At 70.9% G+C, this 22,369-nt stretch carries 26 protein-coding genes; 12 read left to right on the top strand and 14 right to left on the bottom strand.

Annotated features, from left to right (window positions below; translation table 11 throughout):
• Positions 1 to 4: 4 nt before the first annotated feature.
• Positions 5 to 907 (top strand): hypothetical protein, encoded by a 903-nt coding sequence (locus tag EDD29_RS39160; protein WP_123669222.1) that lies wholly within the window; start codon positions 5 to 7, stop codon positions 905 to 907.
• 59 nt (positions 908 to 966) lie between these two features.
• Here the strand turns inward: EDD29_RS39160 and ispF are convergent, their stop codons facing one another.
• Positions 967 to 1,452 (bottom strand): 2-C-methyl-D-erythritol 2,4-cyclodiphosphate synthase, encoded by a 486-nt coding sequence (gene ispF, locus EDD29_RS39165; RefSeq protein WP_211360146.1) that lies wholly within the window; start codon positions 1,450 to 1,452, stop codon positions 967 to 969.
• A gap of 15 nt (positions 1,453 to 1,467) precedes the next feature.
• A complete protein-coding gene (locus EDD29_RS39170; RefSeq protein ID WP_106397345.1) occupies positions 1,468 to 1,950 on the bottom strand; it encodes a CarD family transcriptional regulator in 483 nt (160 codons plus the stop codon).
• Between the two features lie 285 nt (positions 1,951 to 2,235).
• Between EDD29_RS39170 and EDD29_RS39175 the strand changes: the two genes are divergently transcribed.
• Positions 2,236 to 2,943 carry a hypothetical protein gene (locus EDD29_RS39175; RefSeq protein WP_123669224.1) on the top strand — a complete coding sequence of 236 codons (708 nt, stop codon included), beginning with the start codon at positions 2,236 to 2,238 and terminating at the stop codon, positions 2,941 to 2,943.
• A gap of 188 nt (positions 2,944 to 3,131) precedes the next feature.
• On the top strand, positions 3,132 to 3,779 hold the full coding sequence (locus EDD29_RS39180; RefSeq protein ID WP_123669225.1) for a copper chaperone PCu(A)C domain-containing protein: 648 nt from the start codon (positions 3,132 to 3,134) through the stop codon (positions 3,777 to 3,779).
• 103 nt (positions 3,780 to 3,882) lie between these two features.
• Here the strand turns inward: EDD29_RS39180 and EDD29_RS39185 are convergent, their stop codons facing one another.
• Positions 3,883 to 4,563: a response regulator transcription factor gene (locus tag EDD29_RS39185; RefSeq protein ID WP_123669226.1), complete on the bottom strand. Its 681-nt coding sequence runs from the start codon at positions 4,561 to 4,563 to the stop codon at positions 3,883 to 3,885.
• The gene (locus tag EDD29_RS39190; protein WP_123669227.1) at positions 4,560 to 5,732 is read right to left on the bottom strand and encodes a sensor histidine kinase; all 1,173 of its coding nucleotides are present in this window, start codon (positions 5,730 to 5,732) and stop codon (positions 4,560 to 4,562) included. Before EDD29_RS39190 ends, EDD29_RS39185 begins: the two co-directional genes overlap by 4 nt.
• Before the next feature lie 184 nt (positions 5,733 to 5,916).
• On the opposite strand from EDD29_RS39190, the gene phoU reads away from it, so the two are divergent.
• Complete coding sequence (gene phoU / locus EDD29_RS39195) at positions 5,917 to 6,582, top strand: phosphate signaling complex protein PhoU (RefSeq protein ID WP_123669228.1); 666 nt, start codon at positions 5,917 to 5,919, stop codon at positions 6,580 to 6,582.
• A gap of 72 nt (positions 6,583 to 6,654) precedes the next feature.
• Here the strand turns inward: phoU and EDD29_RS39200 are convergent, their stop codons facing one another.
• From EDD29_RS39200 to mshA, 3 genes are read right to left on the bottom strand one after another with little or no spacing between them, the layout of a single operon-like run.
• The gene (locus tag EDD29_RS39200) at positions 6,655 to 7,401 is read right to left on the bottom strand and encodes a phosphoglyceromutase (protein WP_123669229.1); all 747 of its coding nucleotides are present in this window, start codon (positions 7,399 to 7,401) and stop codon (positions 6,655 to 6,657) included.
• Between the two features lie 28 nt (positions 7,402 to 7,429).
• Positions 7,430 to 7,918, bottom strand: coding sequence for a type III secretion system chaperone family protein (locus EDD29_RS39205; protein ID WP_123670962.1), 489 nt, complete (start codon positions 7,916 to 7,918; stop codon positions 7,430 to 7,432).
• On the bottom strand, positions 7,915 to 9,162 hold the full coding sequence (gene mshA / locus EDD29_RS39210) for a D-inositol-3-phosphate glycosyltransferase (RefSeq protein WP_123669230.1): 1,248 nt from the start codon (positions 9,160 to 9,162) through the stop codon (positions 7,915 to 7,917). Before mshA ends, EDD29_RS39205 begins: the two co-directional genes overlap by 4 nt.
• A gap of 111 nt (positions 9,163 to 9,273) precedes the next feature.
• Here mshA and EDD29_RS39215 point away from each other — a divergent pair, with 111 nt between their 5' ends.
• The gene (locus EDD29_RS39215; protein WP_123669231.1) at positions 9,274 to 10,038 is read left to right on the top strand and encodes an SDR family NAD(P)-dependent oxidoreductase; all 765 of its coding nucleotides are present in this window, start codon (positions 9,274 to 9,276) and stop codon (positions 10,036 to 10,038) included.
• 100 nt (positions 10,039 to 10,138) lie between these two features.
• The gene (locus EDD29_RS39220; RefSeq protein WP_123669232.1) at positions 10,139 to 11,218 is read left to right on the top strand and encodes a beta propeller repeat protein; all 1,080 of its coding nucleotides are present in this window, start codon (positions 10,139 to 10,141) and stop codon (positions 11,216 to 11,218) included.
• 6 nt (positions 11,219 to 11,224) lie between these two features.
• Here the strand turns inward: EDD29_RS39220 and EDD29_RS39225 are convergent, their stop codons facing one another.
• Genes EDD29_RS39225 through EDD29_RS39235 form a run of 3 tightly spaced genes read right to left on the bottom strand, consistent with a single transcriptional unit; the run spans position 11,225 to position 14,856 of the window.
• Entirely contained in the window at positions 11,225 to 12,040 is an 816-nt protein-coding gene (locus EDD29_RS39225) for a class I SAM-dependent methyltransferase (RefSeq protein ID WP_246053235.1), read from the bottom strand.
• Between the two features lie 51 nt (positions 12,041 to 12,091).
• The gene (locus EDD29_RS39230; RefSeq protein ID WP_123669233.1) at positions 12,092 to 13,129 is read right to left on the bottom strand and encodes a hypothetical protein; all 1,038 of its coding nucleotides are present in this window, start codon (positions 13,127 to 13,129) and stop codon (positions 12,092 to 12,094) included.
• Positions 13,126 to 14,856, bottom strand: a complete 1,731-nt coding sequence (locus tag EDD29_RS39235; RefSeq protein WP_123669234.1) for a DUF2207 domain-containing protein — start codon at positions 14,854 to 14,856, stop codon at positions 13,126 to 13,128. The genes EDD29_RS39230 and EDD29_RS39235 overlap by 4 nt, the downstream gene beginning before the upstream one ends.
• A 225-nt stretch (positions 14,857 to 15,081) precedes the next feature.
• Between EDD29_RS39235 and EDD29_RS39240 the strand changes: the two genes are divergently transcribed.
• Positions 15,082 to 15,477 (top strand): helix-turn-helix domain-containing protein, encoded by a 396-nt coding sequence (locus EDD29_RS39240; RefSeq protein WP_123669235.1) that lies wholly within the window; start codon positions 15,082 to 15,084, stop codon positions 15,475 to 15,477.
• Positions 15,474 to 15,983 (top strand): hypothetical protein, encoded by a 510-nt coding sequence (locus EDD29_RS39245; RefSeq protein ID WP_123669236.1) that lies wholly within the window; start codon positions 15,474 to 15,476, stop codon positions 15,981 to 15,983. Before EDD29_RS39240 ends, EDD29_RS39245 begins: the two co-directional genes overlap by 4 nt.
• Positions 15,984 to 16,032: 49 nt before the next feature.
• On the opposite strand, the gene EDD29_RS39250 is transcribed toward EDD29_RS39245, so the two are convergent.
• Positions 16,033 to 16,458: an SRPBCC family protein gene (locus EDD29_RS39250; RefSeq protein ID WP_123669237.1), complete on the bottom strand. Its 426-nt coding sequence runs from the start codon at positions 16,456 to 16,458 to the stop codon at positions 16,033 to 16,035.
• Positions 16,459 to 16,528: 70 nt separating this feature from the next.
• Between EDD29_RS39250 and EDD29_RS39255 the strand changes: the two genes are divergently transcribed.
• The gene (locus EDD29_RS39255) at positions 16,529 to 16,924 is read left to right on the top strand and encodes a VOC family protein (protein ID WP_123669238.1); all 396 of its coding nucleotides are present in this window, start codon (positions 16,529 to 16,531) and stop codon (positions 16,922 to 16,924) included.
• Here the strand turns inward: EDD29_RS39255 and EDD29_RS39260 are convergent.
• Positions 16,921 to 17,679, bottom strand: coding sequence for a lysophospholipid acyltransferase family protein (locus EDD29_RS39260; RefSeq protein ID WP_211360147.1), 759 nt, complete (start codon positions 17,677 to 17,679; stop codon positions 16,921 to 16,923). The two genes, EDD29_RS39255 and EDD29_RS39260, sit on opposite strands and share 4 nt — an antisense overlap.
• 38 nt (positions 17,680 to 17,717) lie before the next feature.
• Positions 17,718 to 18,458, bottom strand: coding sequence for a GNAT family N-acetyltransferase (locus EDD29_RS39265; RefSeq protein WP_123669240.1), 741 nt, complete (start codon positions 18,456 to 18,458; stop codon positions 17,718 to 17,720).
• 295 nt (positions 18,459 to 18,753) lie between these two features.
• Between EDD29_RS39265 and EDD29_RS39270 the strand changes: the two genes are divergently transcribed.
• From EDD29_RS39270 to EDD29_RS39280, 3 genes are all read left to right on the top strand, one after another.
• Positions 18,754 to 19,806 (top strand): type III polyketide synthase, encoded by a 1,053-nt coding sequence (locus tag EDD29_RS39270; protein ID WP_123669241.1) that lies wholly within the window; start codon positions 18,754 to 18,756, stop codon positions 19,804 to 19,806.
• A gap of 65 nt (positions 19,807 to 19,871) precedes the next feature.
• Complete coding sequence (locus EDD29_RS39275; protein ID WP_123669242.1) at positions 19,872 to 20,402, top strand: isoprenylcysteine carboxyl methyltransferase family protein; 531 nt, start codon at positions 19,872 to 19,874, stop codon at positions 20,400 to 20,402.
• Positions 20,403 to 20,601: 199 nt separating this feature from the next.
• Positions 20,602 to 21,396 (top strand): SGNH/GDSL hydrolase family protein, encoded by a 795-nt coding sequence (locus tag EDD29_RS39280; RefSeq protein ID WP_246053236.1) that lies wholly within the window; start codon positions 20,602 to 20,604, stop codon positions 21,394 to 21,396.
• Between the two features lie 76 nt (positions 21,397 to 21,472).
• On the opposite strand, the gene htpX is transcribed toward EDD29_RS39280, so the two are convergent.
• Positions 21,473 to 22,336, bottom strand: coding sequence for a zinc metalloprotease HtpX (htpX, locus tag EDD29_RS39285; RefSeq protein ID WP_123669243.1), 864 nt, complete (start codon positions 22,334 to 22,336; stop codon positions 21,473 to 21,475).
• Positions 22,337 to 22,369: the final 33 nt, after the last annotated feature.

Genomic DNA, 22,369 nt, shown 5'->3' on the forward strand with positions numbered 1-22,369 from the left:
CACCATGACGACCGCACTGACGCCCGCTCATCGCGCGTTCACGATTCTGAGCTTCATCGCCGTCGCCGGGCTCACCGCCGGGGCGTTCATCCTGTCTTACGACGATCTGCGACTGCTGGCCGAGACCGGGCTGAGCGGGCGGAACGTCGAGCGTTTCGGCAGGTACTACCCACTGGTCTACGACGGGCTCATCGCCACCGCGATCCTCGCGCTCTTCACGGCGCGCCGCGCGCCCTGGTGGACCCGCTGGATCCGGTGGATCCTGCTCTACGCGCTGGTCGGCGGCGCGATCGCCGCCTCCATCCAGAACGTGGTGAAGGGCTTCGCGGCGATCGACGGCACCGCGCTGGACGCGGGGGTGGCCTCGGCCCCCTGGGTCGCCGCGCTCCTGGCGACCTGGCTGTGGCTGTCGATGTTCCGGCAAGTGCGCGCGGTCCGGCGGACCCGTAAGACGCCCAACGGATCTCCCGAGCCGGAGCCCGTGCCGCAGCCCGACTTCTCCCTCGACGGGATCACTCCGGCCGAGCCGATGCGGCTGCCCACCGCGGCGGACTTCCCGAACCCGTACCTCGACGCCTATCCCCACCCGGTGCCTCCGCCGGGTCCCGCACCCGCGATCGAGCAGGTAGAGGCGCCGGACCATGAGGACGCCGAAGACGACCAGGAGCCTCCGAGTCCGCCTCCGCTGCCCCTTCCCGTCGCCGCCGAGCCCGTCCGTCCGCCGGCCAGCCTTCCGACGGACGTGAAGCTCGTGGGGCGGCCCGCCAAGAGCGACGCCTCCCGGGACGAGTCGGAGCCGGAGGGCCCGAGGCCGGACCTCGACGAGTGGGCCGCCTACGGGGGTGACGAGTGGGACCCGCCTTCCGGCACGCTGCGCAGTGGCCCCACGCCGCCCGGACAGGGCTGACGCGCGGGGCTCCCGGAGGAAGTGCGGATCACCGTCTCAGACGCCTTCGCGCAGGAGGATCAGCGCGGGAAGATCAGCGCCGTGGCGATGGCGGCGATGCCCTCGCCGCGGCCGGTCAGCCCGAGCCCGTCGGTGGTGGTCGCCGAGAGGCTGACCGCGGCGCCGTCCAGGACCGCGCTCAGCGTCTTCTCCGCCTCCGCGCGCCGCTTTCCGATCTTGGGGCGGTTCCCGATGACCTGGATCGCGACGTTGCCGATCTCGTAGCCCGCCTCGCGCACCAGCCGGTGCACCTCGGTGAGCAGGACCGCCCCGGACGCCCCGTGCCAGCGCGGGTCGGCGGTGCCGAAGACCGCGCCGAGGTCGCCGAGGCCGGCGGCGCCCAGCAGCGCGTCGCAGGCGGCGTGGGCGGCGACGTCACCGTCGGAGTGCCCTTCGATGCCGTCGCCCTCGCCGGGCCATTCGAGCCCGGCCACCCACAGCGGCCTGCCGGACGCAAAAGGGTGGACGTCGGTACCGACGCCCACCCTTGGATGTTGAAATGTCATGCAGACAAGCGTGCCCTACCCGGCGAGGACCTCGTCCAGCAGCGCTTCGGCCTTGTCCTCGTTCGTCTTCTCAGCGAGCGCCAACTCGCTGACGAGGATCTGCCGTGCCTTGGCGAGCATGCGCTTCTCCCCCGCCGACAGCCCGCGCTCCTTGTCGCGCCGCCAGAGGTCACGCACTACTTCGGCGACCTTGTTGACGTCACCGGACGCCAGCTTCTCCAAGTTCGCCTTGTACCGCCGAGACCAGTTGGTGGGCTCCTCGGTGTACGGGGCGCGCAGCACCTCGAACACCTTCTCCAGGCCCTCCTGGCCGACCACATCCCGGACCCCGACCAACTCGGCGTTGTCCGCGGGGACGCGTACTGTAAGGTCACCCTTGTCGACCTTCAGCACCAGGTAGGTCTTGTCCTCACCCTTGATGGTGCGAGTCTCGATGGCTTCGATCCGAGCAGCCCCATGGTGGGGGTAGACGACGGTGTCGCCGACCGTGAAAGTCATGTGACAAGTACCCCTTCCGCTAGGCACTAGCCTACCACGCGCTTCCCACGGAACGCACGGGCCAACCGTACATTTCCGCAGGTCACGCCATTAATTGGGGTCTTGACAAACCTTCGCACCGGTGCAAGCCCGCACTCCGGACTCATTGTTCTACCCAGGGGAAACGTCTTCGCAACCTCTGCGCAACACCTGTGTACGGGCCGCGAAACCGATATTCCGATCTTGCCGGAAAAGGCGATACTGGAAAGGGACGCGTGATCGGCGCCGCCGGAGGCGAGGTGCGGCATGAGGCATGAGGACGACGACTACGGCCTGCCTCACGTCCATGTGGTCGTCCCCGACGACGCCCGCGAGCTCGACGAGGACCTGGCGATCTGGCGGCGCGAGGAGAGGTCCCGCCTGCGCAAGGCCCGCTGGCAGCGGATCGCCAAGCCGTTCCAGGGCTGGGGCCTCGCACTGCCCGTCACGATCCTCGTACTGCTCGTGGCAGTGCTCAGCGGCACCCTGATGACGTTCTTCGGACCGCGCGCCCCGCGCCAGATCCCGCCCGCCCAGACGCTCGCGCGCAGCACCGCGCCGCCCGGTTCGGTGGGCGGCCTTCTCCCTTCCGCGAACCTGGCCGTGAATGGCGCGCCCATGCGGACCGTCGACATGCGCCCCGCGCTGATCGCGATCATTCCCCGCGCGTGCGACTGCGACGGAACCCTGCGCGGACTCGACCGCATCGCCGACGCCGCTTCCGTAAGGATCTATTTCCTCGCCGACCGCCGCACGTCAGGAGAATCGGTCAAGGAGGCCCATGAAGATCTCTGGAAGATCTCCGGGCGCGTCGCGGGATCACAGGCCTCCATTGTCGACGATTCCACCGATCTTCTCCCGCGCACCTATCAGGCGCACGGGCTGACAGTTCTCGTGGTGAAGGCGAACGGCGCCGTCGGGCAGATCATGCGCGACCTGCGGACGACCCCGGAGCCGTCGCTCGTCCGCTTCTGAGCGCCTCCTCCCGGTTCGCTCCGCCACGGGCCCCGCAGGGCAGGGGATCGGCGCGGAGAACGCCGGAGCACCCCCGGTCCGGAGCACCGGCGAGTGCTCGCTACGATGCGTGCGGACCCACGATCGAACACCGGTAACTGGAATATCTGCGCCCCGAAGGGCTGCACCAAACGAGGAGACACGTCGCCGTGATCCGCAAAGTCGCCCCGCTGGCCCTGGCCGGTTCTCTCGCCCTGGCCGGGTGCGGTGCCGGGACCGAGGCCCAGAGCGTGAAGCCGACCCGCCTCACGGACGGCGTCAACATCTCGCAGGGCGGCCTCGACGTGCGCAACATGTTCCTCCTCGGCCCGGTCCCCGGCACGCCCGCCGAGCCCGGCGCCGACCTGCCGCTCTACGGCACGCTGATCAACAACACCGCCAAGGACTCCGACGCGCTGACCTCGGTCACCGCGGCCGGCGGCTTCGCCCAGTCCGCGGTGATCGGCGCCGGCACGATCGCGCTGCCCGCGCACACCGCGGTCCCGCTCGGCGGCCCGCAGACCTCGGTCGTCCTCAAGGGCACGAGCGCCAAGCTCTTCGGCGGGGAGAGCGTCAAGCTCACCCTGACCTTCACCAACGCCCCGCAGATCACCGTGACGGTCCCGGTCGTGCCCTCGGTCGGCGAGTACGCCACCCTGTCCCCCGCGCCCGCCGCGACCCCGACCGGCAGCGCCACCCCGACGGGCGCCGCCACCGGCGGCACCGAGGTCGAGGGCGTCGAGGGCACCCCCGCGGTCAACCCGAAGCCGACCAAGAGCCCGAAGAAGTCGGCCGGCAGCGAGCCCTCGGAGCACTGAGCCCGAGCACGGCCCCCAAGAACACCGAAAGGCCCCCGGCGTCACGCCGGGGGCCTTTCCCTTTACCCGCTCTCGCCGCGCCCTGGACGGGGCGCAGGGGCCCTCAGGGCTCGAACTTGTAGCCGAGCCCCCGGACGGTGACGATGTACCGCGGTGTCGAGGGCGCCGGCTCGATCTTCGCCCGGAGCCTCTTGACGTGGACGTCGAGGGTCTTGGTGTCGCCGACGTAGTCCGCGCCCCAGACCCGGTCGATCAGCTGCATCCGGGTGAGGACGCGCCCCGCGTTGCGCAGGAGCACCTCCAGCAGCTCGAACTCCTTGAGGGGGAGCTGGACGGTCTCCCCGCCCACGCTCACTATGTGACGTTCCACATCCATGCGCACGGGGCCGGCTTCCAGTGCCGCGGGGACGATCTCCTCCACGTCCCCTTGGCGCCGCAGTACGGCCCGGATCCTTGCGACCAGCTCACGCGACGAGAACGGCTTGGTGACGTAGTCGTCGGCGCCCAGTTCGAGGCCCACCACCTTGTCGACCTCGCTGTCCTTGGCCGTGAGCATGATCACCGGGACGCTGGAGCGGGAGCGCAGTTCGCGGCAGACCTCGGTGCCCGGCAGGCCGGGCAGCATCAGGTCAAGCAGGACGAGGTCGGCGCCGTTGCGGTCGAAGGCCTCCAGCGCGTCCGGCCCGGTGGCGGCCACGGCCACCTCGAAGCCCTCCTTGCGGAGCATGTACGACAGGGCGTCGCTGAACGACTCCTCGTCCTCCACGACAAGTACACGGGTCACGGATTGTCCTCCCGGACTGACTGATCTAGGGATCGGGGGTGTTCCCGCAGGGGGAGCCGGAGAGTGAAGGTGGAGCCGGAGCCCTCCTTGCTCCAAACGATCACCTCGCCGCCGTGCTTGGTGGCGACGTGCTTGACGATGGCCAGCCCGAGGCCGGTCCCCCCGGTCTGGCGGGAGCGGGCGGGGTCGACGCGGTAGAACCGCTCGAAGATCCGCTCGAGCTCCGGTTCGGGGATCCCGATGCCCTGGTCGGTCACGCTGATCTCGGCGTAGGGGCGCTCCTCGTCGTCCACCACGCGCGTGCTGATCGCGACCTTGGTCCGTTCCGGGCTGTAGGCGATCGCGTTGTCCACAAGGTTCTTCAGGGCCATCACCAGCAGTTCCTCGTCGCCCCTGACGTACAGGTCGGGCGTGACGGCGACGCCGAGATGGATCTCGCGGGCCTGCGCGGTGAGAGTGGCGCGGTCCACGGCGTCGGCGACGAGGTCCGCGACGGCAACGGGCTCCTCCTGCGCGAGAGGCTCCTCCCCCTGGACGTAGGAGAGGGTGATGAGGTCCTGGACGAGGCTGGAGAGCCGGGCGGCCTCCAGTTGCATCCGCCCGGCGAACCGGCGCACCGCCACCTGGTCCTCGGCGGCGTCCTGGACGGTCTCGGCGAGCAGCAGGAGCGCCCCGACGGGCGTCTTCAGCTCGTGGCTGACATTGGCGGAGAAGTCGCGGCGGATCGACTCGACGCGCCGCATCTCGGTGAGGTCCTCGGCGAGCACGAGGACGAGCCCTCCGGAGCCGAGCGGCGCGACCCGGACCGCGAACCAGCGGGAGTCGGCGACGCCCACCTGGACCTCGGCCTCGCGGATCTCGCCGTCGCGGCGGACCCGGCGGGCCAGGGCGAGGATCTCGTCGACCATGAGGCGGTCGCCGCTGACCATGCCGAAGGCGCGCGCGGCCGAGGAGGCGCGCAGCACCTTGTCGTCGGTGTCGAGGACGACGGCCGAGGACGGGAGTACGTTGAGGACCGAGGAGACGCCCGGGGGCAGGGCCACGACGGGGGGTTGCGGCGGTTGCGCGCGGCCCTGGGCCAGTTCGGTCCAGCGGATGGCCAGGCCTGTCACCAGCCCGCCGGTCAAGCCGACGAAACCGGCGAGTCCGACGGCCAGTTCGACATTCACAACTGGATGTTAGGTGCCGTTGAGGACGCCCTTGCACTACCCGACGTACTCGGACGGTCGCGTTCGCCCAATGTTCACCTCTGCCACTGATTCAGTTCATGACCGACATGTTCGATGTGTCACGGGAACAACCCATCACATGGGATTTCACCCATTGTGATCGAACGAACACGAGGTAGGGACTTTGCGCGACGCTTACCATGAGGAACTCGACGGGATCTCCCATGACTTGGTGGAGATGACCCGTCTGGTCCGTTCCGCCATGGCGCGGGCGACCACTGCCCTGCTCGACGCCGACGCCCGGCTGGCCGAAGAGGTCATCAGCGGCGACAAGGCGGTCAACAAGATCGAGTCCGAGATCGAGCAGACGGTCTTCGACCTGATGGCCCGGCAGCAGCCCGTCGCGGGCGACCTGCGGACCCTCATCACCTCACTGCGGATGGCCGCCGACCTCGAGCGGATGGGCGACCTCGCGGCGCACATCGCCAAGACGGCGCGGCGGCGCCATCCCGAGTCCTGCATCCCGGCGGAGCTGCACTCCACCATCCTGGAGATGGGCCAGGTGGCCGAGCGGATGGTCGCCAAGGCGGGCAGCGTCATCGCGTCCCAGGACGTGGCCATGGGCCTGGAACTGGAGACCGACGACGACGCGATGGACAAGCTGCACCGCAGGCTGTTCAAGGTGCTGCTGTCGCCGTCGTGGAAGCACGGCGTCGAGAAGGCCGTCGACATCACCCTGGCGGGCCGCTACTTCGAGCGGTTCTCCGACCACGCGGTGCACGTCGCGGGCGACGTCGTCTACCTGGTGACGGGCCAGCGGCCGGAGGAGATCATCGAAGAGTTCAACTGACGCGGGAGACGCCGGAGGGGCCGCACAGACGTCCTGTGCGGCCCCTCGACGTCTCACGGGTCTCCCCGGTGACTACTTCTTGCCCTGGTTCTTGACCGCCTCGATCGCGGCCTTGGCGGCCGCGGGGTCGAGGTACTCGCCGCCGCGCTTGCGCGGGACGAAGTCGGCGTCGAGCTCGTACTTGAGCGGGATGCCCGTCGGGATGTTCAGCTCGGAGATCTCGTCGTCCGGGATGTCGTCGAGGTGCTTGACGAGGGCGCGCAGCGAGTTGCCGTGCGCGGTCACCAGGACGGTGCGGCCCGCGGCGAGGTCGGGGACGATCGCGTCGTACCAGTACGGCAGGAGGCGGTCCACGACGTCGGCCAGGCACTCGGTGCGCGGGACCAGCTCCGACGGCAGGGAGCCGTACCGCAGGTCGCCGACCTGGGACAGCGGGTCGCCGTCGGCGATGGGCGGCGGCGGGGTGTCGTAGGAGCGGCGCCACGTCTTGAACTGCTCGGGGCCGAACTCCTCGAGCGTCTGGGCCTTGTTCTTGCCCTGGAGCGCGCCGTAGTGGCGCTCGTTCAGCCGCCAGGAGCGGCGGACGGGCAGCCACAGGAGGTCGGCCGCGTCCAGCGCGATGTTCGCGGTGCGGATGGCGCGCTTGAGCAGGGAGGTGTGCAGGACGTCAGGGGTGAGGTCGGCGTCGAGCAGCAGATCGCCGGCGGCCGCGGCCTCGCTCTCGCCCTTGGCGGACAGATCCACGTCCACCCAGCCCGTGAACAGGTTCTCCGCGTTCCACACGCTCTCGCCATGCCGGAGCAAAACCAGGGTAGCCATGCGGGAGATCCTACCGAGGGGGCGTCCTTCAGCGGTTGCCGGGAGCGGCGAAACGGGCGAACGCCTGGAGGTTGGCCAGGGACTCGCCGCGCGAGACGCGCCAGTCCCATTCCTTCTGGATCGAGGTCTTGAAGCCGAGTTCCAGGGCGCGGTCGAAATTCTCGTCGCTGTAGGAGAGCGCGCAGCCGAGCAGCCTGTCGATCTCCTCGGCGTCGACGGCCTTGAGCGGCGTCTTCCCGACGAGATAAACGTCACCCACCTCGTCCAGGGTGAACGCGAGGCCGTACATCTTGCCGTTCTTCTCCAGCAGCCACCGGTAGAAGACCGCGTGGTTCTCGTCGGGCTTGCGGCAGAAGAACGCCTCGACGTGGAGGCTGTAGGCGCCCACGATGAGCCACACCATGGTGGCGAGCTTGTGCTCCCCCGGCAATCTGACGAGGAAGGCGCCTTCGCGGGGCTCCTCGTAGGTCAGCTCGGACTCTTCGAGGGCCGCTTTGATCGTCTCGGCGGTGGTCACGCGCACACCCGTTCGTTCACGACGCTGTTGTACACCCGCAGGAGGCGGTCGGCGGTGGCGTCCCAGCCGAAGACACGGGCGTGCCTTACCGCCCCGTGCCCGAGCCTTTCACGGAGATGCGGCTCGTCGTAGAGATTCTCCAGGACCCTGGCGTAGTCGTCGGGGTCGTGGCCCTGCACGAGGACGCCCGAGATCCCGTCTCCGACCGCCGTGCGCAGGCCGCCCACGGCGGACGCCACGACGGGCGTCCCGCACGCCTGGGACTCGACCGCGACGAGGCCGAAGGACTCGTTGTGGGAGGGCACCACGGTGACGTCCGCGGCGCGGTACCACTCGGCGAGGCCGGACTGCCGGGTCGGCGGCTCGAACCGGACGACGTCGCCGAGACCGAGGGACGCGGCGAGCTTCTGGAGGCCCTCAGGGCGCTCCTTGCCCGTCCCGGACGGGCCGCCCACGATCGCCACGACGAGCCGGGAGCGCAGGTCGGGACGGCGGTCCAGGAGCCGGGCGGCGGCCTTCACCAGGACGTCGGGGGCCTTGAGCGGCTGGATGCGGCCGACGAACAGCAGGAGATAGGCGTCGGCGGGTACGCCGAGGCGCCTGCGGGCCTCCGCCCGTCCTCCCGGGGTGAACACCTCGAGGTTGACGCCCGGGGCGACCGTCTGGACGCGCCGGGGAAGGGCGCCGTAGAGGTCGATCAGCTCACGTGCCTCGTCCGCGGTGTTGGCGACCAGCTCATGGGCGTCGGCGACGATCTGCTCCTCGCCGGTCACCCTGAGGGCCGGTTCCGGGGTGTCGCCTTCGGCCAGGCTGAGATTCTTCACCTTGGCGAGGGTGTGCATCGAGTGCACGAGCGGCACGCCCCAGCGGTGCGCGGCGACCCAGCCGGGCTGGCCGGAGAGCCAGTAGTGCGAGTGCACGAGGTCGTAGTGGCCGGGGTCGTGCGCCGCCTCGGCGCGCAGCAGGCCCGAGGTGAACGAGCACAGCTGGCGGGGCAGCTCGGTCTTGTCGAGCTCCTCGAACGGCCCGGCCTGGACGTTGCGGACCAGGACGCCGGGGGCGAGCTCGACGACCGGCGGCAGGGCCCGGGACGTCGCGCGGGTGAAGATGTCGACTTCCACGCCCCGCTCGGCGAGCCGTCTCGCGGTCTCCACGATGTAGACGTTCATGCCCCCGGCGTCGCCCGTGCCGGGCTGGTCCAGGGGTGACGTGTGCACGGAGAGCGTCGCGACCCGGTTGATCACGAGACCTCGCTTTGCTCAGGGAACAGGGAACCAACTGTTGAACCTACCGATCTGCCCGACTTGTTCCCCACCCCGGGCCGCCGCTGGAGCCCGCCGCGCGAGAATGGACCCATGCGAAAGACAGCAGTGATCACCGGAGCCAGCAGCGGCATCGGCGCGGCGACCGCCCGCAGACTCGCCGCCGAGGGCTTCAACATCGTCGCCGCGGCCCGTCGCCGCGACCGGCTCGACGCCCTGGTCAAGGAGATCGAGGCCGCCGACCCGGCGGGCCGGCGCGGGTTCGTCGAGGCGGTCACCCTCGACGTGACCTCGGAGGAGTCCGTCGCGGAGCTCGCCGCGGGCCTCCCCGAGTGCCATGTCCTGATCAACAACGCGGGCGGCGCGCACGGCACCGAGCGGATCGCCGACGCCAAGACCGAGGACTGGCGGGTCATGTACGACACCAACGTCCTCGGCCTCCTGCGGGTCACCCGGGCGCTGCTGCCCAAGCTCGTCGCCTCCGGCTCCGGTCATGTGGTGAACATCACTTCCCTCGCCGCCCATGTGCCCTACGAGGGCGGCGGCGGCTACGTGGCGGCCAAGCACGCCGCGGCCGCCGTGAACGACATCATGCGGCTGGAACTCGTCGACAGGCCCGTCCGGATCACCGAGGTGGCGCCGGGCATGGTGAAGACCGAGGAGTTCTCCCTGGTCCGTCTCCGCGGTGATCGGTCCGCCGCCGACGCCGTCTACTCGGGTGTCGCGGAACCGCTGGTCGCCGACGACATCGCCGACTGCATCGCCTGGGCCGTCACCCGTCCCGCGCACGTGAACATCGACAGGATCGACGTCCAGCCGCGGGCGCAGGCCGCGCCCTACAAGATCCACCGGGAATAGCCGGAGACGGAGCGCGCTCAGGCACCCACTTCCCTTACGTCCCGTTGGCGGGCTCCTCTAGGGTGATGCGCACTCCCATCCCCCTAGAGGAGCCCGACCCATGCGCCGTCTCTCCGTCGCCGTCTCCGCCCTCCTCGCGGGGGCGCTCCTCGTGCCGCAGGGCGCCGCCGCGCAGCCGTCCGCCAGGAAGCCGTCCTGGAAGAACGTCACAGGTTCGGCGTTCAAGACCGCGGGCACCCTTCTGGCCGCGGCGGCGGTGAACAAGAAGACCGCCTTCGCGATCAACGAGAACGGGCGGCCGTTCCACTGGAACGGCAAGAAGTGGACCGTGAAGAAGGGCGCAGGCAAGTTCCGGCCTACCGCGATGGCCGCGGCGGGCCCGAACAGGGCGTGGGCGGTGGGGATGTCGGGCGTGACGCCGGTCGCCATCTACTGGAACGGCAAGACGTGGAAGAAGGTCGCGTACCCGGGCGCCAACCTCGGCCCGATCGCCCTGCCCATCGTCCCGTTCTCCCTCTCGGCGGCCCCTGACGGCACCGTCTACTCCGTCGCGGGGCTGAACTCGAAGAACGACGGCGCCAGTGTGGTCCGCAGGTGGGACGGCGGGAAGTTCGTCAACGTGGACGTGCCGCCCGCGGCGGGCGCCTCCCTCACCGCGGTGGCCGTCCGCGGCGCCAAGGACGTCTGGCTGGCCGGGACGACCACCGCGAACGGCACCCAGGCCGTCGCCACGGTCGTGCGGCTCGTCGACGGGCGGTGGAAGGCGGTCAAGGCCCCCGGAGGCGACTGGGGCGTCATCGGGCAGGCGCACAACATCATCCAGGACCTCGCGGTCACCGGGCCGGACAAGGTCTGGGCGATCCGCGCGCAGAACGGCGGCGGCCTCCTGCGCTGGAACGGCACCAAGTGGACGGAAGCCGGCACTCCGCTCATCTCGCACTACGCGCTCACCCCCGACGGCGGCTCCGGCGCCTGGACCATCCCGTCGCCGGGCAGCGGAGGCAAGAGCTCGCTCTACCTGCACTGGACGGGCAAGTGGACGAACGTCAAGGGCCCGCAGCGCAAGGCCGACACCCAGATCCACGACCTGGTCCGCGTTCCCGGGACCAAGCAGGTGATCGCGGTCGGCGGGGTCGCCGCGAAGAACAAGCGCCTGCCCGTCATCGAGATCTACCGCTGACGGAATCTACCGCCGAGGCGCGAGCGCGTCCCAGGGCAGCGTCACCTCGCCCAGCCTCCAGCGGCGTACGCCGCCGTACGGGGGCCGGGTAAGGACCGGCCACGTACGCCGGATCTGCTCGACGGTCGCCAGCCAGCGCTGCCTCGGCCCGAACACCGACTGCGGGGCCGCGGTCGCCCACGCGCGGTCCAGGTCCGTCAGGAACGCGTGGACGGCCTCGCCCGGCACGTTGCGGTGGATGAGGGTCTTGGGCAGCCGCTCGGCCAGCGCCGACGGCTTCGGCAGATGGGCCACCGAGGCGGCGAACGTGATCGTCGCGGGCCCGTCCTCGGGCAGCGCCACCCAGACGTGCCTTCGGCCGATCTCGTCGCAGGTGCCCTCCACGAGGGTGCCTCCGGGCGCCAGACGCTCCCGCAGGCGCTCCCACGTGAGCCACGCGGCTTCCTCGTCGTACTGCCGGAGCACGTTCGCGGCCCTGACGAGATCGGGCGGGCGGCCCACCGGCAGCTCGAAGCCTCCGCGGGCGAAGGTCAGCCCGGGATAGGCGTCCTGCCGGCCGGCGAGGAAGCTCCGGGCCGCGTCCACCCGGTCCTGGGAGATCTCCAGGCCGACGACCCGGACGTCCGGCCGGACGGTCCTGAGCCGTGTGTACAGCTCCACGGCCGTCACCGGCGAGGCCCCGTATCCCAGGTCCACCACGAGCGCCTCGGGCGGGAGCCGCGTCGTCGCGGCCATCCAGAGGTCCTGCCGCCGCAGCCGGTTGGGGTTGGTCGTCCCCCGCGTCAGCTCCCCCTCAGGCCTCCGCACCCGCTCCGCGCACACCCTGACCACGGTAGAGGCTCCCCCCGACCGCTCCGGCCGTCTGGGCGGCCGCTAGCGGAAGATCTCGACGATGGGGAAACGCTGATCGTCGCGGTCGAGGCCGCCCACGGAGACGACACGGGAGGTCCCGGGGATGTTGTCGAGGTCCCCCAGGCCCGGTACTCCCTCACGGCGCGGCCCGTATGCGAAGTCCCAGAGGTCGTCGCGTTCGTGCCAGCGCAGGTACGGGGTCTCCTTCGCGTTGCTGTCGCTGTAGGGCAGCATCCACACGCCGCCCGTGCCGTCGGTGGTGAGGGTGAGCGCGCCGAGGCCGCGCGGCAGCTTGCGGTCGATGACGCGCTTGCCGTTCCACCGCACCAGCGACGTCGCGGTCGACCCGCGCAGCGCCCAGGCCGTGCCCGGACCGTCGGCGACGATCTGGGTGATCGCCTTGGTCGACACGCCCCCGACCTTGACGCGCCGCCACTTCTTGCCGTTCCAGTGCAGGAGAAGCGAGTGGAAGTTCTTCCGGTCGGGGCTGTAGGTGCCGCCGAGCCAGATGTCGTTCTTGGCCCGCACCTCCACGGTGCTCAGGACGGCGTTCTTCGGCAGCGGCACCTTCCAGCGCCGCCACGCGCCGTCCTTCCACCGGTGCACCGCGTTGCCGCCCTTGAACAGGTCCTCGGCGACGGAGACCGCGGTCCCGTCAGGTCCGGCGGCGAGGTCCACGGGGACGCCCGGCCCCGGGAAGTCGACCTCGCGCCACGCGGTGCCGTTGTAGTGGAGCGCGTGCGCCGCGGTCAGCTCGACGCCCGTTATCCAGGCCTGCTTGGGACCCGCGACAGCGAGCCCGGCGGGCGCGAAAGCGAAGTCGTTGCCTACCCGGCTCCACTTGCGCCCGTTCCAGCGCCACAGAGCGAGCTTGTCGCCTTCCTTGCCCGCCGCCCAGCCCAGCTTCGGCGAGACGAACTCGACGTTGTTGAGCGCCCCCGCCTTCACGGTCCGCACGCCCGGCATCTTTCGCCACTTGGGCGCCGCCGCCTGCGCGGCGGGGACCGCCACGAGAGAGACGCCGAGGACGACCGCCGTGAAGGCCGCGGCCCGCCTCAACTCTTGCCCAATGCCTCGACGTCCACCTTCGGCGCCTTGCGGCCGTACGGCCGCGACTGGGCGAGCGCCCCGGAGAGCGCGAAGGTGAACGCCCGCATCGACTCGGCGAACTTCGACAGATCCCATTCGGCGGGCCCCTCGTACCAGTAGAGGTTGTCGCCTCCCTCGACCCCGGCCGTCTCGACGGTCTTGGCCCACGGCCCGACCGTGTCGAAGACGACGGCGTACGGGAGGAAGCGGGAGAACAGGGCGATCTTCTGACGGTCGGGCACCCGCTCGGCCTCGCCCTTGCGCAGGTGCTCGCGGAAGCCCAGGGTGCGCGCGAGCACCGCGGAGCCCTTGGCGGTCTTGGCGGGCATGTGCTTGCCGAACAGCGTCAGCGCGAGGCCGAACGCGAGGACGCCGAGGCCGACCAGGGCGTAGCTCGTGGCGATCGCCAGCCCGATCGTCCCGATGACGCCGAGCACGTTGACCACGTAGCCGAGGACCGTCCAGCGCGAGCGCACCGCGTCGGGCCTGCGGCTGAACCACCCCTGCTTGACGACGTCCACGTACAGCGCGGCCCGCACCTGGGCCAGCTTGGTGGCGAACGTGCCGCCCAGGGCGGCGAGCTTGACGGTCTCACGTCCGTCGAAGAAGAGGCCGTCGTAGAGGATCTGCTCGTAAGGATGGAGGTCGTTGACGGGCCTGTTGAGGCGGCGGAGGGTCCAGTCGCCCTTGCCTTCGGCCTCCTCGATGAGGAGGTAGCCCCGCACGGCGAGGTCGATGACGGTGGCCGCCACGTCGATGACGTCGGCCTGCTCGTCTATCAGGGTGCCGACCTGGCCGGGGCGGATGCCGTCCGGTGGCTCGAAGCCCGTGTCGGTGAGCGGCGTCGTCTCGTGCACCTCCGCGCGCGCGTCACGGCCGCGCAGGCGGTGCAGCAGGAAGAAGCCGCCCAGGAGGACGAGGAGGAGGGCCGCCAGGGAGCCTCCGGTGACGGCGTTCATGGCGAAGGACGAGGCGAGCGTCTTGCGCTCCTCGTACGTGGGCGCCCCGGTCGTGTGCCCTGCGGGCAGCACCCCCGCGACCGTCAGATACTCCTCGGGAAGCATCGACGTCTGGGCGAAGAGCGTCATCCGGCCCGGCTTCGGGCGGCGGAACTCGCTGCATCCGACGACGCTGCTGGGCGAGCCGGCGAAGCAGTTGACGCCGCGCACCTCGGCCGCGACGTCGAGGGTGACGGTGGCCTCGGCGACCGGGACGTTCCAGCCGACCGCGGTCCAGCGCAGCTCCTGCCCGTTCGGCAGCGGCGCGATCGAGCCCCTGATGTCGTAGTCGAGGGTGTAGGTCTGGACGCCCGTGCCGCCGCCCAGCCTGATGACGGTCCGGTCCTCCTCCACCACCGCGTCGGCGTCGGTGATCTGGGTGGAGCCGCCGGCCACCTTGAGGTTCTCCACCGCGAAGATCCGGTCGCGCGCGGCGTCCACCGGGACCCGGGTGATGAAGATCCGCTCGACGGGGTCGCCGCCGGAGGCCGACCCGTGGTCGAACCTGACGGTCTCGGTGGCGTGCAGCACCCCGTCCGCGCCGACCGTGAGGACGACTTCGTCGCTCAGCACCCGGTCGTCGGCGGCGGCGAACACCGCGGCGCGCTCCGCGGCCGTCGGCGGGTTCGCCGCGTGCGCGGGGGTCATCGGGGCGAACAGGAGGAGGGGGGCGGCGATCAGCCACGGTCGTCCCAGCATGCGCCCAAAGCGTAGTGGGTACCGATCACACCCACTATGGGATGCGCGAACCACTCTGCTTGCTCGAGCACGCACTCTTTCGCCACGGAACACGCAAAAGATCCCCAAGAATCCCGTGAATTTCGCAGCTGAGTTACGGGATCATGGCAAATTGTGAGCGGAGTCACCGCCGGGACCCCGCTCCCCCGCTTGCAATAGCAAGCACTTTGACCGAGGGTGGGACACATGCAAGGACCGAAGGTCGGCTCCATCGGGGAGTACATCCGGGAGCAGCGGCAACGGGCGAAGATCTCGCTGCGCCAGCTGGCACAGCAGGCCGGGGTGTCCAACCCCTACCTGAGCCAGGTGGAGAGGGGCCTGCGCAAGCCCTCGGCGGAGATCCTTCAGCAGATCGCCAAGGGTCTGCGGATCTCGGCGGAGGCGCTCTACGTGCAGGCCGGGATCCTCGAAGACCGCGAGGCCGACAGCGACGTCCAGACAGCCGTCAGGGCCGACCTCGCTCTTTCCGAACGGCAGAAGCAGGTACTGCTCGACATCTACGACTCCTTCCGGAAAGAGAACTCAGCAGACACCGGGCCCGAAGACGAGGCCCCGTCGACAAGAGAGGACCTGGAACCATGACCCTCGCCGAGAAGCTCAAGGACAGCAAGGCCGTCTACGCCGGAGCCGGAGCGGTGGACCTCGCCGTCGAGAAGCTCCGCGAAGTGCCCGAGGTGGCCGCCAAGGTGCGCGCCGAACTCACCGAGAACTACAGCAAGTACCGCGAATCGGTCACCGGGAACGTCGACGAGCTGCGCGGCGACCTGAACGAGCGCGTCGCCAAGGCCCGCACCACCGTCACCGTGCGCGTCGACGAGCTCAAGGCCAACGTCGCCCGCTACCAGGAGACCACCGAGGCCACCACCTTCCAGGGGTACGTCGCGACCTTCTCCACCAAGGTCACCGAGGTGATCGACGAGCTCGCCGAGCGCGGCAAGACCGTCATCAACAAGGAGGCGGTCAAGGTCGAGGAGGCCACCGTCGCCGCCCCGCCCCGGCAGGCGACCTCCATCGAGGCCGAGGCCGCCAAGCCGGCCCCCAAGCCGAAGCCCGCCGCCGCCAAGAAGACCCCCGCCAAGAAGGCGTGAGCCGTCCTTGAAGGGCGCCCCGCCGTACGGCCGGGCGCCCTTCGCGCGTTCAGGCGGCTTCGGCCAAGCGGACCAGGCGGGTGAGGCCCCTGCGCATGAAGGCCCGGTAGACGGGCGCGGCGAGGCGCCAGAGCGCGGCGGGGACGGGCGGGTCGAGGCTCTCGCCCCAGCGGACCGCGCAGCCGCCGCCGGGCAGCGGGGTCGTGGTGAACCAGCCTTCGCCCCGGACGAGGCGGCCGGTATGGACGACGGCGACGCGCCGGCCCGGCTCCCACTCGCTGATCCGCATGGTGTCGAGGAAGCCGACCGGGCCGAGGCCCGTCCAGCCCTCGATCACCGCGCCGACGCCTTCACCGCCCGTCGCGCGGGTGAACGGCATCCATTCGCCGTGCCGCGGCCAGTCCGTCAGCACCGCGAACACCCGCTCCGCGGACACCGCGGCGCGCACCTCGACCTCATCCGTCACCCGGCCCATCGGGCCAGCATGGCAGTCCTTTGTCCCGGGCGGGGTTAGCGCCGGGGCGCGGGCTCGGCACAATCACGGCATGGAAGTACTGAGCGGACGGGTGCTGCTACGGCCCGTGGACCCGCACCGGAGCCTCGCCTTCTACCGCGACGTCCTGGGCCTCGCCGTCTACCGGGAGTTCGGCCCGCCCGAATCCCCCGGCACCGTCTTCTTCCTCGGCTCGGGCTTCCTGGAACTGTCCGGAAGCTCCCCGGCACCGTCCGCCGAGTCCGTCGCCCTCTGGCTCCAGGTCCGCGACCTCGCCGCCGAGCACGCCCGGCTCGCCGCCGCCTCCGTCCCGGTCCTCCGCCCACCTCGGCGAGAGCCCTGGGGCCTCCACGAGATGTGGATCGCCGATCCCGACGGCACCCGCATCGTCCTCGTGGAGATCCCCGCGGACCACCCGCTTCGCCGTGACTCCCGGCCCCCGGCCTAGCCCGCCACGGGGACGAGATGGGCGGGGGCGGGCCCGTCGGGGCTGAGGAGCGACGCCGCGCGCAGCGCGAGGGCGCGGCGGGTGTCGGACGGGGAGGGGTGCAGCGGCGGGTGAACGCGGACGTGGACGGTGAGGTCGGCGGCCGAGAGGACGCGACGTAGGGAGAGCGTGAAGGGGTCGGTTCCCACGTAGGCCGCAAGGGTCGACGGGGAGTGGCCCTGACGGTAGGTGAGGGTGACGGGACGGATCGGGGCCCCGGCGTCAAGGGCCGCCTGGAAGACCGCCCGGTGCAGGGTGCCCGGGACCCGGCAGCGGGTCGTCCCCTCGGGGAACGCCATCACGGACGTGCCCGCCCGCAACAGCCCCGCGAGCTCGGCGACCGTCCCCGGCAGGGACCACAGCCCGTCCCGGTCGATGAACCGCGTGCCCGCCCTCCTCGCGAGCCCGCCGATGACCGGCCACCCCTCGACCTCTTGCTTCGCGAGCATCGTCACCGGTTCCAGCGCCAGCAGCACCGGGACGTCGAGCCACGACACATGGTTCGCCACCACGAGCGTCCCCGCCTCCCCCGCCACGCTGAGCCCCTCGCCCGGCCCTCCGGTGTCGAGGGTGACGTCCAGGGCCTGGAGGAGGGCGCGGGAGAGGGAGGGCAGGTCGTCGGGGGCGCTGGGGAGGGCGCGGGTCAGGACGGTCGCCAGGCGGGCGGCGCGCAGGGCCGCGGTGCGCCCGGGGACCGCGGGCAGCGCCGCGGTCACGCAGGCGGAGGTGCAGGGCGAGCGGGGAGCCCAGGCGTTCACGGCTCGGCCAGGAAGAAGCGCCGGTAGCGCTCGTGCATGCCGTCGAGGTCGAGCAGCACGAAGAAGTCGGCGGTGCCGAAGTCCGGGTCGTGGTGCGGCTCGCCGCAGATCCACGCGCCCATGCGCAGGTACGCGCGCAGCAGCGGCGTCACGGGCGGCGCGGCCGGGGGCCGGGCGGCGGTGGGGCGCCAGGGGGTGTGGGGGCGGACGGTGATGCCGTCCGGGGCGGCGTGGCGGGAGGTGGCGAGGGTGCGGACGTGGCCCGCGGTGTGGCCGCCGTCGTCGAGGGAGACGGAGGCGCAGCCGCCCAGGTAGCGGTGACCAGAGAGCAGGACATAGCGGGCGATTCCCGACCAGAGCATGGTGATGACGGCGCCGGTGCGGTGTTCGGGATCCACGCAGACCCGTCCGGTCTCGACCATCGACGCGCGGACCTCGTCCGGCAGGCCGGACATGTCGAACTCCGTGGCGGCGTAGGACGGGCCCCGTCCGGGCGGGAAGAGCCGGTAGGTGCCGACGACCTCGTTCGTCGTGTTCTCGACGACCAGCAGGTGGTCGGCGTGCTCGTCGAAGGCGTCGACGTCGTGGCCCGGGACCCGCGTGTCCAGGACCGCGCCCTGCTCGGTGGCGAAGACCCGGTGGCGCAGGCGCTGCGCCGCGCGGATCTGCTCCCGGGTGTCGGCGACGCAGACGGTGTAGGAGCCCAGTGGGGTGTGGCTGCGCAGGGGTGTGGTCATGGATGTGCTCCCGCGATCGGCGGGCCGCGGACTCGGCCCGTCGCAGGAACCATCGGCCGCCAGGGCGCACGTCCGGCTACGGCCGTCGAGCGCGCGCCGGAACACCGGGTGAAGTCCGGGCACACCGCGCCCATTACCGGACCATTCCGACACGGTGTTCCTACGATGCGCCACCGATGATTTCCGAAGGGTGACCTCCCGACCCTCCCGCCACAGAAGCGATTCCGACGCTTCCTCACCCGCGCTTGGCCCTGATGTGCCCCGGTCTTGGGCGAAGAAGGATTCTCATGGAGTCATGACGCGCATCGCGGCGGTTCGGGGGGTTCTGCCCGAGCATCGGTACGTCCAGGAGGAGATCACCGAGGCGTTCGTCGCGGGCTGGGGGCTGACGGGGACCAAGCGGTCCCTGCTGGAGCGGCTGCACACGGCGGTGGGGGTGCGCACGCGGAGCCTCGCGCTGCCGATCGGCGGCTACGCGGGCCTCGACGGGTTCGGCGGCGCCAACGACGCCTACATCGCGGCGAGCGTGGACCTGGGGTCGCGCGCCCTCACCGGTGCGCTCGCCGACGCGGGACTCGCGCCGAAGGACGTCGACCTCATCCTCACCGTCTCCACGACCGGGGTCGCCGCGCCGTCCATCGACGCGCGCATCGCGTCCCAGGTGGGTCTGCGCACCGACGTGCGCAGGGTGCCGGTCTTCGGGCTGGGCTGCGTGGGCGGCGCGGCGGGACTCGCCCGCGTGCACGACCACCTGCGGGGCTGGCCAGGGCATGTCGCGGTCCTGGTGTCGGTCGAGCTGTGCTCGCTCACCCTGCAACGCGCGGACCTGACGCCCGCCAACCTCGTCGCCACCGCCCTGTTCGGGGACGGCGCGGCGGCCGTGGTGATCTGCGGATCCGCCCACGACCTCCCGGGCGCGCCCTCGGTCCGGTCCACGCGGAGCCGCCTCTACCCCGACTCCGGACACCTCATGGGCTGGAAGGTCACCGGCGACGGCTTCGGCGTCATGCTCGACCCGGACATCCCCGAGATGGTCCGCGCCCACCTGGCCGACGACGTGCGCGGCTTCCTCGCCGGGCACGGCCTCGCGCCCGAGGACATCACGACCTGGATCTGCCACCCCGGCGGCCCAAAGATCATCGACGCGGTGGTGGAGACCCTCGACCTCGCGCCTTCCGCGCTGGCGCTGACCAGGACGTCGCTCCAGGAGAAGGGCAACCTGTCGTCGGCTTCGGTGCTGCACGTACTGTCCGACACCCTCGCCGCCTCGCCCCCGAGCGGGGGCCACGCGCTCCTGATGGCCCTCGGCCCCGGCTTCTGCGCCGAACTCGTCCTCTTGGACTGGTGACGCGGTGACGGTACGAAGGCTTCGATTCGCGGCGGCCGGATCCGGCGTAGGGGAAGGGCGCTGACATGTCCGGTTGGTACGCCGTGCTGGTCGGCCTCGTAGGGCTGGAGCGCTTGGCCGAGCTGAAGGTGGCCAGGAGGAACCTGCGGTGGAGTCTCGCCCGGGGCGGAGTGGAGTCGGGGGGCGACCACTACCCGGCCTTGGTGGCCCTGCACGTCGGGCTCCTCGCGGGCTGCCTTCTGGAGCCCGCCTTCTTCGACCGGCCTTTCCTGCCCGTCCTCGGCTGGCCGATGCTCGTCCTGGCGGCGGCCGCGCAGGGGCTGCGCTGGTGGTGCATCCGGACGCTCGGCCCGCAGTGGAACACCCGGGTCGTGGTGATTCCGGGGCTGTCCCGCGTCTCCCGTGGGCCGTACCGCTTCTCCTGGCTGCCCCATCCCAACTACCTGGCGGTCGCCGTTGAGGGATTCGCCCTTCCCCTCGTGCACAGCGCGTGGATGACGGCCCTCGCCTTCACCGTCCTCAACATCCCCGTGACGGCCCTCCGCCTGCACACCGAGAACACCGCCCTCAGGGCCCTCGACCCGCGCGAGGCCTAAGCCTCCTGATCCGCTTTCGCCCCTCTCCTGAGAATCGCTCAGGGCCGGACGTGCGGCGATCACCTAAGGCGACGGACGGGCACGGAAATCGCGGCTAGGCGATGACGATCACTAAGTGGTAAAAAACACCCGTCACGTGACGTCATACGAATAACTCCTGCCGACCCTCCCGACCCCCCTCACGTCAGGACCCCCCATCGTGCGCAGCTCCCCCCTGCTCTCCGCCCTCCTCGTCACGCTCTCCACCCTCGCCGCCACCTTCGGCTTCGCCACCACGGCGCACGCCGCGACCGTCAACTACGTCGCGCTCGGCGACTCCTACTCCTCCGGGACGGGCGCCGCCAGCTACGTCGACTCCACCTGCCAGCGCAGCTCCAAGGCGTACGCCTACCTCTGGTACCAGCAGACCTCGCCGACCTCGTTCAGCTTCCAGGCGTGCTCCGGCGCGACGACGGCCACCGTGACCTCGGCGCAGCTCGGCGCGCTCAGCTCGAGCACCACGCTCGTCAGCATCACCGTCGGCGGCAACGACGTGGGCTTCGCCGACGTCATGACCGACTGCGTGCTCGGCACCACGGCCACCTGCACGACCTCCGTGAACACCGCCAAGGGCCTGATCTCCTCGACCCTCCCGGGCCGGCTCGGCACGCTCTACGGCAAGATCCGCACCGCGGCCCCGAACGCGAAGATCGTCGTCCTCGGCTACCCGGTCTTCTACAACCTGGCACTCGACTCCGGCTGCATCGGCCTCAACACCACGAAGCGCACCATCCTCAACCAGGCGGCCGTCCAGCTGAACAGCGCGGTCTCCACCGCGGTCTCCGGCCGCGCGAACTTCGTCTTCAAGAGCGTCGTGAGCGCGTTCAGCGGCCACCAGCTCTGCGACTCCACCCAGTGGATCCACGCCCTCGCCTGGCCCCTCGGCAGCTCCTACCACCCCACCGCCGCAGGCCACTCGGGCGCCTATCTGCCCGCCTTCAAGTCCGTCCTCTGACGCACGAGGCCCCGGCCCTCCTGGGGCCGGGGCCCTCCCGTGGCTGGTCCGATCCGGCCCGGGTGGAGGCGCCGTCTCAGTGCAGGTGCGGGGGTCGGCCCGGGTCCACCATGCGCTGGAGGCGGGCGATGCGGTCCTCGATGGGCGGGTGGGTGGAGAAGAGCTTGGAGAAGCCGCCGCCGCTGAACGGGTTGGCGATCATGAGCGCGCTGGTGGACTCCAACTGGGGGTCGGCGGGCAGCGGCCGGGCGCGGACGCCGCCGGAGATCTTGCGCAGGGCGCTGGCCAGGGCCAGCGGGTCGCCCGTGAGGTTCGCGCCCGACTCGTCGGCCTGGTACTCGCGGGTGCGGCTGATGGACATCTGGATGACGCTCGCGGCCAGCGGCCCGAGGATGATCATGAGCATCGAGCCGATGATGCCCGGGCCGCCGCTGCGGTCGTTGCCTCCGCGGAAGAACATGCCGAGGTACGTCAGGTAGGTGATGACCGTGGCGAGCGCCGCGGCGAACGACGAGATGAGGATGTCGCGGTTGTACACGTGTGACAGCTCATGTCCGATGACCGCGCGCAGCTCGCGCGGGTCGAGCATCTGAAGGATGCCCCGGGTCACGCAGACCGCGGCGTTGCGCGGGTTGCGGCCGGTGGCGAAGGCGTTCGGCTGCGGCGTCTCCGAGACGTACAGCCGGGGCATCGGCTGACGGGCCTGCGTCGACAGCTCGCGGACCATCGCGTACAGACCGGGCGCCTCGACCTCGCTGATCGGGTGGGCGCGCATCGACCGGAGCGCGATCTTGTCGCTGAAGAAGTACGCGACGCCGTTGCTGACCAGCGCGATCAGCAGGGCGATGGTCAGCCCGCCGCGACCGCCCAGCGCGAATCCGACCAGCAGCATCACCGCCGAGAGGGCGCCGATGAGCAGCGCCGTCTTGATGCCGTTCATGTCCGAGAACCTCCCCTTGGCCCTACACCCGAA

Origin of the sequence: Actinocorallia herbida, assembly GCF_003751225.1 — a bacterium.
Classification (GTDB): Bacteria; Actinomycetota; Actinomycetes; order Streptosporangiales; family Streptosporangiaceae; genus Actinocorallia; species Actinocorallia herbida.

Coding starts and splice junctions, on each gene's coding strand:
- EDD29_RS39160 (WP_123669222.1), top strand. CDS start 5: ATGACGACCGCACTGACGCCCGCTCATCGCGCGTTCACGATTCTGAGC.
- ispF (WP_211360146.1), bottom strand. CDS start 1,452: ATGACATTTCAACATCCAAGGGTGGGCGTCGGTACCGACGTCCACCCT.
- EDD29_RS39170 (WP_106397345.1), bottom strand. CDS start 1,950: ATGACTTTCACGGTCGGCGACACCGTCGTCTACCCCCACCATGGGGCT.
- EDD29_RS39175 (WP_123669224.1), top strand. CDS start 2,236: ATGAGGCATGAGGACGACGACTACGGCCTGCCTCACGTCCATGTGGTC.
- EDD29_RS39200 (WP_123669229.1), bottom strand. CDS start 7,401: ATGGCTACCCTGGTTTTGCTCCGGCATGGCGAGAGCGTGTGGAACGCG.
- EDD29_RS39215 (WP_123669231.1), top strand. CDS start 9,274: ATGCGAAAGACAGCAGTGATCACCGGAGCCAGCAGCGGCATCGGCGCG.
- EDD29_RS39220 (WP_123669232.1), top strand. CDS start 10,139: ATGCGCCGTCTCTCCGTCGCCGTCTCCGCCCTCCTCGCGGGGGCGCTC.
- EDD29_RS39235 (WP_123669234.1), bottom strand. CDS start 14,856: ATGCTGGGACGACCGTGGCTGATCGCCGCCCCCCTCCTCCTGTTCGCC.
- EDD29_RS39240 (WP_123669235.1), top strand. CDS start 15,082: ATGCAAGGACCGAAGGTCGGCTCCATCGGGGAGTACATCCGGGAGCAG.
- EDD29_RS39245 (WP_123669236.1), top strand. CDS start 15,474: ATGACCCTCGCCGAGAAGCTCAAGGACAGCAAGGCCGTCTACGCCGGA.
- EDD29_RS39250 (WP_123669237.1), bottom strand. CDS start 16,458: ATGGGCCGGGTGACGGATGAGGTCGAGGTGCGCGCCGCGGTGTCCGCG.
- EDD29_RS39255 (WP_123669238.1), top strand. CDS start 16,529: ATGGAAGTACTGAGCGGACGGGTGCTGCTACGGCCCGTGGACCCGCAC.
- EDD29_RS39265 (WP_123669240.1), bottom strand. CDS start 18,458: ATGACCACACCCCTGCGCAGCCACACCCCACTGGGCTCCTACACCGTC.
- EDD29_RS39270 (WP_123669241.1), top strand. CDS start 18,754: ATGACGCGCATCGCGGCGGTTCGGGGGGTTCTGCCCGAGCATCGGTAC.
- EDD29_RS39275 (WP_123669242.1), top strand. CDS start 19,872: ATGTCCGGTTGGTACGCCGTGCTGGTCGGCCTCGTAGGGCTGGAGCGC.
- htpX (WP_123669243.1), bottom strand. CDS start 22,336: ATGAACGGCATCAAGACGGCGCTGCTCATCGGCGCCCTCTCGGCGGTG.